Annotated in this window: 11 protein-coding genes; 5 read left to right on the forward strand and 6 right to left on the reverse strand. The window is 59.5% G+C overall.

What is annotated here, in order from left to right:
• Nucleotides 1-15: 15 nt before the first annotated feature.
• On the forward strand, nt 16-1,014 hold the full coding sequence (locus C3Y91_RS25600) for a 4-hydroxyproline epimerase (RefSeq protein WP_130663139.1): 999 nt from the start codon (nt 16-18) through the stop codon (nt 1,012-1,014).
• A 29-nt stretch (nt 1,015-1,043) separates the two neighbouring features.
• A complete protein-coding gene (locus C3Y91_RS25605) occupies nt 1,044-2,057 on the forward strand; it encodes a GlxA family transcriptional regulator (protein ID WP_130663367.1) in 1,014 nt (337 codons plus the stop codon).
• 119 nt (nt 2,058-2,176) lie between these two features.
• Here C3Y91_RS25605 and C3Y91_RS25610 read toward each other — a convergent pair whose 3' ends face one another.
• The 3 genes from C3Y91_RS25610 to C3Y91_RS25620 are packed head-to-tail and all read right to left on the reverse strand — an operon-like array spanning nt 2,177 to nt 5,824.
• On the reverse strand, nt 2,177-3,457 hold the full coding sequence (locus C3Y91_RS25610) for a M24 family metallopeptidase (protein ID WP_130663138.1): 1,281 nt from the start codon (nt 3,455-3,457) through the stop codon (nt 2,177-2,179).
• A gap of 32 nt (nt 3,458-3,489) precedes the next feature.
• Nucleotides 3,490-4,560: an FAD-binding oxidoreductase gene (locus C3Y91_RS25615; protein ID WP_174827131.1), complete on the reverse strand. Its 1,071-nt coding sequence runs from the start codon at nt 4,558-4,560 to the stop codon at nt 3,490-3,492.
• A 10-nt stretch (nt 4,561-4,570) separates the two neighbouring features.
• Complete coding sequence (locus C3Y91_RS25620; protein WP_130680579.1) at nt 4,571-5,824, reverse strand: aromatic ring-hydroxylating oxygenase subunit alpha; 1,254 nt, start codon at nt 5,822-5,824, stop codon at nt 4,571-4,573.
• Between the two features lie 111 nt (nt 5,825-5,935).
• On the opposite strand from C3Y91_RS25620, the gene C3Y91_RS25625 reads away from it, so the two are divergent.
• Nucleotides 5,936-6,823, forward strand: coding sequence for a LysR substrate-binding domain-containing protein (locus C3Y91_RS25625; RefSeq protein WP_130680578.1), 888 nt, complete (start codon nt 5,936-5,938; stop codon nt 6,821-6,823).
• A gap of 11 nt (nt 6,824-6,834) precedes the next feature.
• Here the strand turns inward: C3Y91_RS25625 and C3Y91_RS25630 are convergent, their stop codons facing one another.
• On the reverse strand, nt 6,835-8,487 hold the full coding sequence (locus C3Y91_RS25630; protein ID WP_130680577.1) for an acyltransferase: 1,653 nt from the start codon (nt 8,485-8,487) through the stop codon (nt 6,835-6,837).
• A gap of 334 nt (nt 8,488-8,821) precedes the next feature.
• Nucleotides 8,822-10,768 carry a putative bifunctional diguanylate cyclase/phosphodiesterase gene (locus C3Y91_RS25635; protein ID WP_130673760.1) on the reverse strand — a complete coding sequence of 649 codons (1,947 nt, stop codon included), beginning with the start codon at nt 10,766-10,768 and terminating at the stop codon, nt 8,822-8,824.
• Nucleotides 10,769-10,998: 230 nt separating this feature from the next.
• Between C3Y91_RS25635 and C3Y91_RS25640 the strand changes: the two genes are divergently transcribed.
• Nucleotides 10,999-12,036 (forward strand): class I SAM-dependent methyltransferase, encoded by a 1,038-nt coding sequence (locus tag C3Y91_RS25640; protein WP_027687952.1) that lies wholly within the window; start codon nt 10,999-11,001, stop codon nt 12,034-12,036.
• Between the two features lie 395 nt (nt 12,037-12,431).
• Here the strand turns inward: C3Y91_RS25640 and C3Y91_RS25645 are convergent, their stop codons facing one another.
• Nucleotides 12,432-13,289: an NmrA family NAD(P)-binding protein gene (locus tag C3Y91_RS25645; RefSeq protein ID WP_130690069.1), complete on the reverse strand. Its 858-nt coding sequence runs from the start codon at nt 13,287-13,289 to the stop codon at nt 12,432-12,434.
• Between the two features lie 129 nt (nt 13,290-13,418).
• Between C3Y91_RS25645 and C3Y91_RS25650 the strand changes: the two genes are divergently transcribed.
• Nucleotides 13,419-14,315, forward strand: a complete 897-nt coding sequence (locus C3Y91_RS25650; protein WP_018069637.1) for a LysR family transcriptional regulator — start codon at nt 13,419-13,421, stop codon at nt 14,313-14,315.
• The last annotated feature ends 2 nt before the right edge of the window (nt 14,316-14,317 follow it).

Here is a 14,317-nt window from a genome sequence, read left to right on the forward strand (position 1 = left end):
CAAGGACATGAAAAGATGAGAAACAGCTTCTTCTGTATCGATGCGCATACCTGCGGCAATCCCGTCCGCCTCGTCGCCGGAGGCGGTCCGTTGCTTGCGCATGCGCCGATCAGTGAGCGACGGGAGATTTTTGTCCGGGATCACGACTGGGTGCGCAAGGCGCTGATGTTCGAGCCAAGGGGGCACGACATCATGTCAGGCGCGATCATCTATCCGGCCTATCGGGAGGATTGCGATTTCGCCGTGCTTTTCATCGAGGTGAGCGGCTGCCTGCCGATGTGCGGCGCCGGCACCATCGGCACCGTGACCGCTGCGATCGAGGAAGGGCTGGTCAAGCCGCGCGAACCCGGCCGCGTCGCCATCGAGACGCCTGCAGGGAGAGTTGATGTTACCTATGAGGAGAAGGGCGGGTATGTCGATTCCGTTCGTCTCCACAATGTGGCGAGCTATCTCCATGAGGCTGATGTCGAGGTGGAGGTGCCGGGAATGGGCCGTCTGCGTGTCGATATATCCTATGGCGGCAACTATTATGCTGTCATCGAACCACAGGATAACTGGATCGGCCTCGATGGCATGACCGCATCCGACATTGTCGGCTGCAGCCAGAGACTGAGGTCAGCACTTGCCGGTATCTGCGATCCCGTTCATCCCGACGACGCCAGGATTAGAGGCGTGCATCACGCCATCTGGTGCGGCCGCCCGGTGAATGACGTCTCGGATGGACGCTGCGCCGTCTTCTATGGCGAGAAGGCCATCGATCGCTCGCCGGGCGGAACCGGCACCTCCGCCCGCATGGCCCAGCTCTACGGCAAGGGACGGCTTACCGTCGGGTCGAGATACCGCCATGAAAGCCTGATCGGAACCGTTTTCGAGGGGCGGGTCGAAGCCGAGGCAAGTATTGGACCCTATAGCGGTATTCTTCCAAGCATCGGAGGCTGGGCACGCGTCATCGGACACAACACCATTTTCGTTGACGATCGTGATCCGCTGGCGCACGGTTTTCAGATTCGATGAGCGCATTCAGAAACGGTGATGAGATGACTATGCGACCCGGGCAGCATCGACAGGCAGACGACGCCGCGAAGTCGGCTGGCCGGCTCAAGGTGGGCTTCGTTTTGGCGCGATCGTTCACGCTGTCCGCCTTCGCCCTCTTCGTGGACACGCTGCGGCTTGCCAGCGACGAGCAGGATCGTTCGGGAAGGGTCCTTGCCGACTGGCAGGTGATCGGCAGCACGCGGCACCTGATCACTGCGAGCTGCGGCGTCCAGGTCGCTCCGACGTCCGATTTCCTCGATCCGTCGAAGTTCGATTACATCGTGGTCGTCGGCGGCCTTTTGACGGTGGAGAACCCTGTCGACCAGGAGACCATCGCTTTTCTCAAGCAGGCCGACGCCAAGAAGGTGCCGCTGATCGGCGTGTGCACGGGTTCGTTCATCCTTGCTGAGGCAGGCCTGATGAAGCGGCACGACTCCTGTGTGAGCTGGCTGCACTACAAGGAGTTTCGGGAGCGGTTCCCTGAGCTTAGCGTTCGTTCCGACCGGCTCTTCAATCTCGATCGCCAGCGCGGATCGTGCGCAGGCGGCAGCAGCTCCGCCGACATGGCGGCATTGCTGGTCAGGAAATGCATCAGCCGCGACGCCGAACGAAACGCGCTGGAGGTCCTTCAGATCGAAAAGGCCCGGACTTCAGCGGACATACAGCCCAGGCGTCCGCTCTACGACGATTATGACGACGCCCGCGTCAAGGCGGCGATGATTACGATGGAACAGTTCGTCGATGGCAGCATGTCTATACAGAAGCTTGCCGCCACGGTTGGCCTGTCTCGGCGGCAACTGGAGAGGATCTTCATCGACAAGACGGGAATGTCTCCCGCCAAGGCCTATAATCGTGTTCGCATGGAGCGGGCGAAATCGATCCTGGCCCAGTCGAAGGCGCCAATGATCGAGATCGCGCTGGACGTCGGCTTTGAAAACGCCTCGCAGTTCACCAGAACCTTCAAGCGCACATTCGGGCAAACGCCGTCGCAGCATCGCGCAGCCGCTTCGAGAGCGCACTAGAACAGGATGATTTTAGGCCGGGTCGGCCTAAAATCTGAATCCTGTTCTACATTAAATAGTTAGAGTATGATGTCGTCCGAAAACCGCTCACACTTTTCGGCATCATGCTCTAGGCTTATTCAGATATCTTCCCACGGAAACGTGTCCAGCCGCACCGCTCCCCTTGCCGTGATCAGCGCCTGGGTTTCCAGCTTGATGCTCTCGGATCCGGCTTCGGCGATCAGGCTTTCGACGTTGAGCACCATGTTCTCCTCGATGCTACCGCTGAAGTTCGGGTCGAAATCCGGATGCAGAAGGATCCCCGGCCATTCGTCCGCCATTCCGGTTCCGTGCAGAGCAAGCGTGTATCGATAAGGCTGGTATTTCTCCGGAATCCGCCACGACAGTTCGTTGAATTCCTGGAACGTCATCCCGGGCCTGATGATTGAAAGATTGTGCTCGATCTGATCCCGGGCGGCGGCGTAAAGTTCCTTCTGCTTGGCGCTCATCGCGACGTGTCCCGCTGTCCACGAGCGCGAGAGATCGGCGCAATAGCCGTAGGGTCCGATCATGTCGGTGTCGAAGGATATCATCTCCCCGCGTTTGATGACGTAGTCCGAACATTCCTGATACCAGGGGTTCGTTCTCGGGCCTGCGGTCAAGAGCTTGGTCTCGAGCCACTCGCCACCGCTGCGTGCGTTTTCGAAGTGAAGCTCGGCCCAGATCTCTCTTTCGGTGCGGCCCGGTTCAGAAATCTCGTACATCCGCGCCATGCCTGCTTCGCAGACACGGATCGTCCATCGCATCAGCTCGATCTCCTCGGTGCTCTTGATGGATCGCGCCCGCTCGGCCAGTTCCTGGCCGTCTAAGAGCATGAAGCCGCGTTCCCGCAATTCGAACGCGCCGGCGGGTTCGAGCCTGTCCACCGCCACGCGTTTATTACCGCCATTGCGGCTTACGAGGTCCGCGACCTCGTCCGCCCAGGCTTTCAGGCGAGGTTCCATAAGGTTCCCGGCCGTGAAGAATATCCATGACTTCGCCGGCCGGATCTCGTCGATGCCGGGAAGCCCGTCATTGACATGGTCGGCGCCTTCGAATTCGAAAAGTATGGCCGGACCATCGGCCAGGATCAGAGCGTAACGCGAGGCGTTGTGCATCGTCCAAATGCTCATATTCGATGAATCGAAGGCATATCGGATGTTGACGGGGTCGTAGAGAAGCAGGGCGCCGCAGTCCCATTCGCGCATTTTCCTGCGCAGGCGCTCCAGACGATAGCGGCGAGCCAGATCGAGCGTCGCGACCGGCACAGGACTGATAAGAGGCCGGTCGGCTCCTTCAGGATTGAAATATGCCTGCTTTCGCTCGTCCTTGAAGACCGTCGAGCCGGTCAACTCGGCGGAATCGCTTTCCTCTCGCAGCATCTCAGTCAGTCCCTGGTGTCGGTGAGTGACAGTCAGCGCTCGATGACCAGATCGCTGAGCGGCTTGGAGCAACAGGGCAGGAAGAAGCCGGCGTCGATTTCCCTCTGGCGAATTCCGCCATTGTGGTTCATGTCGACGGTTCCGGAGGCGAGCTTCGACTTGCAGGTGCCGCAGACGCCGTTCGCACAGGACGACGGGATCCTGACGCCTGACTTCTTCGCACAAGAAAGCACGCTTTGGTCGCCTGTTACCTCGATGCTGCGGGCCTGCTTGGAGAAGGTGACCTGAAATACCTTGGCAGTTGCCTCCTGAACCGCAGGGATTTCGGGTTCGTCGATGACCGCTGCGTCGAAGCTTTCCTCCAGGTAGTTCGAGGCGGGCACGCCGAGTTCGGCGGCAATGGTGCGCGCGGCGGCCATGAACGGGGCGGGGCCGCAGCACATCACGGTTCGCTCGGCGATATCGGGAACCGCAAGCCTGATATAGTCTTTCGAAATGCGACCGGTCAGACCGGGCCAGGACGGCTCGCTGGCCACGGTCTCCGGGAGGAAATGCAGGCGAAGGCCTTTCAGCCTGCGGGCGATGCAGGCCAGTTCGTCGCGAAAGATCAGGTCTTGCGGCGTCCGGCCCGCATGCATGAAGACGACGTCGGCAGGTTCGCAACTGTCGGCGAGTTCCCGCAGAATGGACATGACGGGGGTAATGCCGGAGCCGCCGGACAAAAGCAGAAGCTTGCGTCCCGACGTCTCGGGCCTGACGAAGTGGCCGAGCGGCCCGTTCGCCTTGACGGTCGCGCCGGGAACCAGGGTGTCGTGAAGCCAGTTGGAGATCTTTCCGCCGGGAACGCGCTTCACCGTCACGGAGAAGGCGTTTGTCCGATGCGGCGAGGAGGAGATGCTGTAGCACCTGTTTTCAGCGTCTCCATTATGTTCCAGGTCGAACAGAAAGTACTGCCCGGCCTTGAACGCGAACCGCTTGCCCTCGCGCGATGCGAAGGTGAATGTCTTGACGTCATGGGTTTCCTGCTGAACGTCGAGGCAGACGAGCGCGTCGTCTTCTTCCGGGTTCCAGACGTCGTCAAGGGCGGCCCTGGCTGCGGGCATCTGCGGGCTCCTAGTATCCATGGGCGCGCATCCGATCGATGTACCAGCTGGCGAACTTGTCGAGGTTCGTCTCGGAGAAGCGGGAGTAGGGGCCGGGCTGATAGGCCGGGTCGAGAGTGCCTGCATGGGAGCGCGCGACAAGATCGGCGTCCTGGTCCGTCGTCGCGACCCAGACATCCGTCAGCTTGTCGAGATCGTAATCCACGCCTTCGACGGCGTCCTTGTGGACCAGCCACTTGGTTCTCACGAGCGTCTTGCCCGCCGAGAGCGGAATGACGGTTGCCACCACCGCATGGTCGCCCATGAAGTGGTTCCAGCTGTTGTGGCCCCAAAGATGCGTGTCGCCGAGATCCTTGCGGGTCATGTGGCCAAGAAGCTTGGAGGATGCGGCGGTGGCGTCGTGGGTCTGGGATTCGCCGGCGCCTGCGATGATCAGCCGTTGGGTGCGGAAGTTGGTGGCGCAGTCGGCGAGCTGCTCGACGGCCGCCGACGGAAAGCCGTCGGACTCCCAGGCCTTCGTCCGCTCTTCATACAGCCTGAAATGCTCCTCGGCCTGCTCGCGATCCTCCGGGCTCAGCGTTTCGGGGTCGAAGCCGAAGTCGAGATCGACGAAGGAGACGCAGAGCTCCGGATGGTTCGCGGAGCAATGGTAGCATTCGCGATTGTTCTCCATCGTGAGCTTCCAGTTGCCATCCTCGATGACATCCGTCTGGAAGGCAATCTTTGCATTCCGGATGTCGTATGGGGCGAGGCGCTCGATCATGGCCTGCTCGAGGAGAGCGATGTCCTCGGGCGGATTGTCGGAAAGACAGACATAAATCAGTCCGCCGATCGACTTGAAGGTGACCGACTTGAGGCTCCGACACTCCTTGTCGAAGTCCTTGCCCATGTGAGGCGCGTAGCTGAGCTCACCCGTCAGTTCGTATGTCCAGGTGTGATAGGGACAGACGAGTTTTGAAACGATCGTCTTGCCCGGATCGAGGAGGCGGGAGCCGCGATGGCGGCAGACATTGTGCAGGACGCGAATTTCTCCGTCGTCGTCACGCAGAAGGATCAGGCTCGTCTTGCCGATATCGATCACCGTGGCGTCACCGGGTTCGGGAACATCGCAATCGAGACCGACGCAGATCCAGTGATTGTGGAAGAAGACGTCGATGTCTGCTTCGAACACATCTTCTCTGACGTAAAGGCCGGCCGGCAGAGAGTGACCGTTGGCACGAGCGTCGAGAAGGGCGGAAATGGAAGATGGGAGCTTGTTTAGCATCAGAACCTCTTATGCGAGAGTTTCCCGAGATTGCCCTTGCAGTGTCGATGTTTCAACGGCATAAAAAATTGGGTTCGCATGAGTTTTTATCATGTGATGAGGAGTTCTGTGATGCACTTTAGAAGACGGATCCCCTCGCTGACGGCACTGGTGACCCTGGAGGCGGTGCTCAGAAAGAAGAGCTTCACCACGGCTGCGACCGAATTGGGCGTCACCCAGGCGGCGGTCAGCAGGCAGATTGCGTTGCTGGAAGAGGAATTCGGCCAGCCCTTATTCGTGCGCAAGCATCGAGCGATCGAGCCGACGGCGGCATGCATCAACCTCGGAGCCACGCTGGCGAAGAGCTTTGCCGATATTGCCGAGGGCGTAGAAGCGCTCCAGTCTCGCAGCCAGGACGTGTTGACGATAGGGGCGACCGTTGCATTCTCTTCTTTCTGGCTGCTGCCGCGGCTGGCCGAATTCCGCCGGGCGAACCCGGGTATCCTGGTGCGAGTGATATCCCAGGACAGCCCGATCACTCTCGACGACGGAGAAGTCGACGTGGCAATTCGCTATGGTGTGGCGCCCTTCAGCGATGGAACCGTCATCGCCTCGCGCGGCGATGTCATTTGCCCCGTCTGCTCTCCCGACTATCTCCGGCGCCGGGGAGATGGTCCGCCCGGCTCCCTCGACGAATTCATCGAAACGGATGTTCTCGATCGTTCCTGGTATAGCTGGGCGCAGTGGTTTTCACTCACCGGCGCCAATATCGAGATAAAGCCGTCGCTTCGGTTCAACCACTATACCGAAACCATTGCCGCGGCGCGCGCAGGCCAAGGGATTGCATTGGGATGGCGTATGCTGGTGGGCACCTTTCTGGAGGATGGAACCCTGGTGCAGGTCGACGGTGGCGAGCTTGCCGCGGAAGATCGTTACAACGTGATCGTGCCCGTCAAAGCCAAGCGAAGCAACGCACGCGACCTTGCCGCCGCCTGGCTGACGGCATCATTGCACGGGTGATCGAAGCGTAGTCACAAACCCAGCCCCACGGTTGCCGTTCGGTGAACGCCTTTAGGGGCGAAGGCGAAGCGATCTGCCAGTCCCAGGAAATCGGCCGCCAGGTGAATGACGGAAAGCCACATTTCCGTCCCCTGCAGGCTCGGTTCACCACCATCCGCGAATGGGAATCCCTCGCCATCCCGCCATCTATCCAGCGCCCGCGATATGAGATTGCGGGCGATCGCCTCCCCGTCAGTCCGCCTGTAGTCGGTCTGCCGGGCAATCAGCAGCAGAGGATGTATCGTATCGAGCAGGTTGCATGCATTGTATTTCGCAGCAACGAAGCCCTTGTGGTTGCGATAGTTGAGATGAACCGTTTCGAGTGAGACGTGCGGGTGGGGAAGTGCCACGCCGAACTGGGCGTAGGTGCCGCGCGTCAGGCGATAAAAGCCGTTCACCGGTTGGAGCCATCCTTCCCCCGCGGTCGGCTCACCCCATAGCCCCGAGACGCTGTTGGCATTCCGGTTCAGCCACTCGAAAAGTGCCTGCCGTGAATGCCCGATGCCGAAATACTTCGCATTGAAGTACATGGCAGTTCCGATCGCATCAACCACGCTTCCGGCGTGCCACGCCCGGGTCGACCAGGGCAGGGCGCTCAGCCATTCATCGAGCTCTCCGGCGCCGAGCTCGACCGCATGGACAGGTTGCCGTGGACCGGAACCAAGCAGTTCAAGCGCATAGCCAACCGCAAGGACGTTATAGAGCGCCTTTGGATCATCCCTCAGCGCCTTGCCATGCATTCGCGAATGCTCTTCCGGGAAAAGGCCGGTCTCTTGGTCCTGCAGACCTTGGAGAAGCCCGACCGTCTCCGCCGGATTGAGGTCGGGCGGCAGCAGGCCGAATCCGGCAGCGATCTCGATTGCGTCGCAGAGATGCCGGATCGCCGGTCTCCGGATGCCGTCTGCCTCCAGCGATTCATAGGCTCCCTCCGTTTTCCAGCGCGCAAGAATGTCCGGCCATTGGTCTTTCGCCTTCTGACCGAGCCTGACCAATTGATCTTCGATGTCGCCCGTGCCGGATTTCCTCGGTGCCGAGCCTCGGCTCCGCAGCACCCGGGCGGGCACGCCACCGGCAATCGCCATGGCGGGAATGTCCCCCGTGACCACCGCTCCGGCGGCGATCACCGCACCATTTCCAATCGTGGCGCCATCGAGGATTACGCAGTTGGCGCCGATCCAGACATCGTCACCGATCACGATGCCGATGCTGACGACACCCTGGCGGTGTATAGGAATGTTCGGATCGTCGAAGCCATGATTGAAGCCGACGATCGATGCATGCGAAGCAATCCGCACGCCATTGCCGCACGTCACCTTGCCGGAAACACAGGCATAGGGATTGATGGTGCAATCGTCGCCGAGGATTATATCGCCGCGAACGAGCGCGTGCCCAGCGATCCAGGACCGTTCGCCCATCGTCAAGCGTTCGGTGAAGATTGCGGCGCCCTCGGCGATGTAGGACGTCTCGGCCAGCTCCGCACCGCATGATCGCCGGAGTTCCGCCTTGCGGGCGAGGTGAGCCGGATGACGGAGGTCAGACGCAACGTGTTCCCAGGTCAGGTATTGAAGCCTGCGCGCTTCCCTCTCTTCGCTCACTGACGATTGCGGGCCGTTGGCGTGATCCATCTCGATCCTCATTCTCAGGTTCAACCGCCGAATATTCATCTGCCTTCAGCGATCCGTTGCCTCGCCGCATCAGAGGGCCTGATTCGTCCAAAAGCAAGACTTCCGACAATGGCGGCGCAGCCCTCGTTGAAATGGCTCCAATTGCTTTGATCGGGTCCGGCCTCCCGGCGACCGATGCGATCGCAAACGCCCGTAGGATGGCCCCTCATAGCTGTTTGCCGTGCGGGCGGTCGGTGCGGCCGAGGCGTCCGAATTCGCGATTTGCAGAGACGTCATGCGCCACGCACCGATCATCGGCAACGTGCTGAGCCGACTGGAAAACCTTGAGGTCGAGTTATGCCGCGCTCAGTAGTTCAGCGCTAACCGGCATTCCCATATGAAAGCCCTGGACGCGGTCGATGCGAAGATCCTTGAGAAGGGAAAATTGTGCTGCAGTTTCGACGCCTTCCACCAGGATCGTATTCCCTCGATTGCGGATAAGAGCAATCATGTCCTGAAGCATCGTCAAACCGCGTGGGTTCGAGCAGTCGTGCAGGAAGGTTCTATCGACCTTGACCGTCTGAAACTCGATTGCCCTCAGCCAAGAGAGGCCCGCGAAGCCGCAGCCGAAGTCGTCAAGCCAGATCTCGACGCCGAGCGCCCGCAGATCGGCAATGCATTTAAGCACCTCCGACTGCATATCCATGTCCAGGCCCTCGGTGACCTCCAAGGCCAGTCGCGACCCGCAGATCCCGCACCGAGCAAGGATATCAGCGACACTGGCAGCAAAGCCCGGGGAACGCAGTTGTATTGGCGACACGTTGACGCTGACGGAAGCCATGCGATCGGTCATCAGTATATCACGGCATGCCGTCTCGATCGCCCATCTGCCCAGTTCGAGGATCGCGCCACTTCGTTCTGCAACCGGAATGAATGTCTTCGGCGAAACCGCGGTGCCGTCCGGCATCCTGAGGCGCATCAAAGCCTCGACAGCTCTTGCTTTCCCGTTCGTCACGTCGAAGATCGGTTGGTACACGAGCGAGACCAGTTTGCGATCGATGGCGGCCGCCAGCAGCGGGACGAGCTTACCAGCATGGTCGTCGGGGCGAGGCAACAGCGGATCAAAACTACGAATGCAGTTTCGGCCACTTGCTTTGGCATTGTAGAGAGCGAGGTCGGCTTCACGGACTATTCGTTCAACTTTCTCTCCAACTTTCTCGCGGGTGAAGGCGACGCCGATGCTGACGGTTACGATCGACATATCATCTGGTCGCTCGTCGTGAGCAATCGCAAGAGACTCGACTTCCATTCTGATCTTCTCGGCGAGAGTCATCGCGAACTTGGGGAGGGCAGCCGGCATGACCACGATAAACTCCTCGCCACCATACCTGCCGATCATGCCATCGGACGACTCTACAACCGCCTTCAGCGCATTGGCGATGACAGTCAGACATCGGTCTCCTTCCTGATGTCCGTAGCGATCATTGAAGCGTTTGAAAAAGTCGACGTCGATGAGGAACACGGAGAAGTCGCGGCGTTCGTCTTTCCAGGCGGCCCAGCATTCGTCGAGCCGCCGATCCAGGGCGCGTCTGTTGCTTATGCCCGTCAGGTAATCAGTATGTGAAAGCTCGAGCAGCGACCTTCCACGCTCGGACGCCTCCCAGTGCTGGTGGCGAGCCTCCGCCGCGTTCAACAACACATTTCGACGCTCCACGTTCAATCGCCAATTGACGAAAGACGTGAAGGCAAAGCACGAAATGTAGAAAATCCCGAAGGCAAGCTTGTAGGTTTGGCTTGAAGGAAAAAACTCCTCGATCGTAACGAAAAATGCGCAGAGAACGAGGCCCGAGGTGATCACCGAAAGCCGAAACGGGAAACTGAAAAAGAGGTTGGCGCCCATCATGAAGATGGCGCCGAATATCATGTAGTATGACATGGCGGTGACGTCGCGGGTGGCAATCGCCGGGTAAAGCCAACCCACATAGCCCACAAGCAGTGCGGCGGCACATGTGATGTCAAGCCAGACGGTTTTCGCATTTGCCAGTCGCAAGGCTTCGAAAGCCAGCAGCGCGATCGTTGCAATGACGAATCGCGCGGCGATCGTCACAGGCGCAACATCCGGGATAAGCCATCGATCTGGAAGTGCGAAGGCCACATAAACGACGACCGCGATCCAAAGACCATGCCGTGAGCTCCGCCTTCGGGCAGCATCATTTTCAGTTTCCAGAGACTTGAGGGCCTCGGCAGATGAGAAGCTGACGGTCAATTCGTCGCGCCGCACATTAGCGTAAGCCGCGCTCATGCAAAAACACCGGCCTGGCAACGATATAGAGAAGGTAAAAAGTAAGCCATACTTCGGCGCCCTCCAAAGTTACATTCTGCAACCTGAACCCGATTGGTCTTATTGCTGAGCACTCTTAGAGGGATAGGATCTGACCCGCAATAGTAGAAATACTCTTATCCCGTGTAGATTCTAGTCGCATCCTATTTCGAGGTTGATTATGCTTAACGCTATGTCAAAGGGGTCTCGAAATGGAACAAAGCCTGGTCTTGGACGGTGAAAGTCTTGTTGCGCCCGGTGAAATTCGTCGGGCGGCAAGAAGGGTTGCTGCCCCGGATCCCGGCCACCTTATCGTTGCCAGAGCCGAGCTTGCCCTCAGCCTTGACGTGTCGATCCGTCAGTTCAGATCCGGCGTCGAGCCTAATGCGATCATCGAGCGTCTTACCGACGCCTTGCATCAGATACGGCGGCGCTTTCATCCGGAGGTGTGGGACGTCATCGTTCCGATCGCGCAATCTCATCCCGTTGCTCACTATCTTCATCAAGATCCATTGACCCGCTGGTCGTTCGAAAAGCCGCGCGGCTATTCTGGCGACGCACGCCTTCTCGACTTCATCTACGGCAGACCTGAGATTGAGGACGCTGTCTTATCAGCCAGCAACTTGGGACGTTCGATCTACGCCTACACTCGTAATGCTTCGTCATCCGTCGCGGTAAGGCAGCGTCGAGACATTTTGGCTCGCCGCGTTGACGAAATCGCTTCGGCCCGGCCTGGTTCCACCGAAGTCCTCGCCATCGCGGCTGGGCATCTTCGTGAGGGGCCTTTGTCGCGCGCTCTCGGCGCCGGCGAGATCAGACGCTGGGTCGCTTTGGATCAAGACCCGATGAGCGTTGGTACCGTCGCCCGCGATTTCGCCGGCACGTCCGTCCAGGCGGTGAACGGGTCGGTCAAATCCCTGCTCGGTGGAAGGCACGCGCTGGGAATGTTCGATTTCGTTTATGCCGCGGGTCTTTATGACTATCTGCCGGACGCGGTAGCCGTAAAGCTGACCAGGAAGTGCGTCAGCATGCTGAAGCCTGGCGGCACATTCCTATTCGCCAACTTCTCCCCGGAGACGGACGTCGATGGCTATATGGAGACATTTATGAACTGGGCGCTGCTGTTGCGGTCAGAACGAGAGATGGGCTTGATCGCCAGTGAAAGCGTGACTGGGGCGGATGTGAAGGTGTCTGTTTGGTCCGGCTCAAACCGCAGCATTGTCTACTGTGAAATTCAAAAACCGCAGTAGGCCGCATGTTGGCCGACATGCAATGGCGTTTGAGCCAATAACTGGGCGCACTGAAGAGGAGTGCCGACGGGTCGCGAAAGCGGACAAGCGCTGCGCCGCCGAGATGACACAAGCGACCCTCGGCCTCGCCGCAATTGCGGTTGCTCCTTAATTTCAGATCGGCGCAGATCGCTCACTCAGGAAAAGCAATTAGCTTTGGTTCAACGAAATTGTATGGCCACTATTGCGAACTGGAAGGCTACAAGGCGTGGGAAGCTATCCTTGAAGGGTTTGAAATAGGCTGCCGTCCAATCCGGCAGTCTTCGGGTAGTCCTTAGTTCAAAATCCGGAGTCGACCCTATCAGAGGCTGCATGAGAAAGGGCGTGGCTGCTCTCCGCCACGGCCTTTCAGCTGTTTATCGGCCGGGGCAAATCAGACGGCCCATGGCTGTGTCCAGTGTGGTCGTGCCCTTTACCGGCTCGCCCTCGAACCGGATCCAGCCTTCGTTGAAGCCGTCGATCATACGCATCCGCGGGAGTGGGTTCTGCATGCCCTGATCGGTGAAAATCTGCTCCCAGGTGTCGCGGGCGACCGGCTCCGCCCGGACGGGTTTGCAGAGGATGGACGATAGGACAGCGGCGATATCGTTGGGCGTGACGCCCTCTGGCCCCATCAACTCGACGACCTGCTTGCCCACCCACTCGTGCTGCAGCAGTTCTGCCGCCTTGGCTCCGACGTCGAAGACAGAAACCATCGGATAGGGCTGATCGAGCGGCTGCAGGAAACTCGAGAGGACACAAGTCTCGCGTGCCGGCGCGATATCCCAGGCCGTGTTCTCCATGAACCAGCCGGCACGCAGAAAGGCGATCGGCATTGGCAAGACGGATAACTTCTGTTCGACGAGACCGAGCTGGCTCAAGAGGTTAGGTTCTCTGGCCTGCGCGCCGATGGTGGAGAGGCAAACGACCTTGGCAGGACGAGACGAAAGAAGCGCGGTCTTCAGGGCCGCAATGACAGCGCGCACTTCCATAAAGCCGGGGGTTGGATCGAAGGTCGGCGGGATCAGCAAAAAGACGCCGTCGGCGCCGGCGAAAGCCTTAGTGAGCGCATCGGCGTCGCTCATCTCGGCCAAGGCCAGTTCCGCGCCTTTGTCCTTCCATTCCGCTGCTTTTTCCGCATTGCGCGCGACGGCGCGTATCGGCACCCCCGCCGTCAGCAGACGCGCGGCGACAATGCCTCCGACTTGGCCTGTTACTCCGGTGATCACAAACATGGTTAGACTCCTTTGCTTCCTCCACCGTCAGCAGGTTGGCGGTTTGTTATGCTGATCATGTCCTTTGGCAGCATTTGACTGAAGCGCGCTTCTGTCACATGATTGGTGACTAAAAATCACGGATGCGCGATGTTTGACGGACGATTGTTGAATGGCGTGAGCGTACTGGCCGCCGTTATCGAGAGCGGAAGTTTCGCGCGGGCGGCGGAGCTGATGGGACTATCGGCGTCGGGTGTCAGCCGCGCCATTTCTCGACTGGAGGGGCGGATCGGTCTGCGGCTGCTCGACCGGACAACACGCACGATGCGGTTGACCGATGACGGCGCGCGGTTCTACCAACAGGTGGCCCCACTCTTGAGCGGCATTGAAGAGGCTGCGCAGACAGCTGTTGGCGCCAGACAGGCGGTGCGTGGCCGACTGCGAGTCAATGTCGACCCATATTTCTCACGCCTTGTGCTCGGCCCGCGGCTCGGCGCCTTCCTCGATCGTTATCCGGATATCCAGATCGAGATCATCACCCGCAACGAGATCGGCGATCTTGTTGCTGATGGCATGGACGTCGCGGTGCGCTTTGGCGAGCCTGCGCAGAGGTCGCTTATTTCGCGCCTGTTGATGCAGACGCGCGTGATCACCATTGCGGCTCCCGCTTATATCGAGCGACATGGTCGGCCGAGCCGTCCACAGGATTTGAGCGAGCATACCTGTATCCAATTCCAGGACCCGCTGACTGCAAGGCCTTTCGAATGGGAGCTTCGGCGGGGTGAAGAGGTCGTCTCGATCGAGACCCGCAGCCGCATTTTAGTCAACGATGCCGGCACGACCTTGGCGACCTGCCTTGCGGGGATAGGCATCGCGCAAGTCTTCTCACTCGGGATGGCGGATTATCTGAACAATGGGCAGCTCGTGAACCTCTTTCCCGACTGGTCGGACGAGACATTCCCGCTCTACGCCTTCTATCCCTCGCGTCAGCATGTTCCGGCTAAGGTCAGGGCCTTTATAGATTTCTGCGTCGAGATCATCGAATAGAC

The sequence above is a fragment of the Rhizobium ruizarguesonis genome (assembly GCF_012349115.1).
In the GTDB taxonomy this organism is placed as follows: domain Bacteria; phylum Pseudomonadota; class Alphaproteobacteria; order Rhizobiales; family Rhizobiaceae; genus Rhizobium; species Rhizobium ruizarguesonis.

Excerpts from the sequence above, each read along its gene's own strand:
- C3Y91_RS25600 (WP_130663139.1), top strand. The coding sequence starts at position 16 with ATGAGAAACAGCTTCTTCTGTATCGATGCGCATACCTGCGGCAATCCC.
- C3Y91_RS25650 (WP_018069637.1), top strand. The coding sequence starts at position 13,419 with ATGTTTGACGGACGATTGTTGAATGGCGTGAGCGTACTGGCCGCCGTT.
- C3Y91_RS25645 (WP_130690069.1), bottom strand. The coding sequence starts at position 13,289 with ATGTTTGTGATCACCGGAGTAACAGGCCAAGTCGGAGGCATTGTCGCC.
- C3Y91_RS25640 (WP_027687952.1), top strand. The coding sequence starts at position 10,999 with ATGGAACAAAGCCTGGTCTTGGACGGTGAAAGTCTTGTTGCGCCCGGT.
- C3Y91_RS25620 (WP_130680579.1), bottom strand. The coding sequence starts at position 5,824 with ATGCTAAACAAGCTCCCATCTTCCATTTCCGCCCTTCTCGACGCTCGT.
- C3Y91_RS25615 (WP_174827131.1), bottom strand. The coding sequence starts at position 4,560 with ATGCCCGCAGCCAGGGCCGCCCTTGACGACGTCTGGAACCCGGAAGAA.
- C3Y91_RS25630 (WP_130680577.1), bottom strand. The coding sequence starts at position 8,487 with ATGGATCACGCCAACGGCCCGCAATCGTCAGTGAGCGAAGAGAGGGAA.
- C3Y91_RS25625 (WP_130680578.1), top strand. The coding sequence starts at position 5,936 with ATGCACTTTAGAAGACGGATCCCCTCGCTGACGGCACTGGTGACCCTG.
- C3Y91_RS25610 (WP_130663138.1), bottom strand. The coding sequence starts at position 3,457 with ATGCTGCGAGAGGAAAGCGATTCCGCCGAGTTGACCGGCTCGACGGTC.
- C3Y91_RS25635 (WP_130673760.1), bottom strand. The coding sequence starts at position 10,768 with ATGAGCGCGGCTTACGCTAATGTGCGGCGCGACGAATTGACCGTCAGC.
- C3Y91_RS25605 (WP_130663367.1), top strand. The coding sequence starts at position 1,044 with ATGCGACCCGGGCAGCATCGACAGGCAGACGACGCCGCGAAGTCGGCT.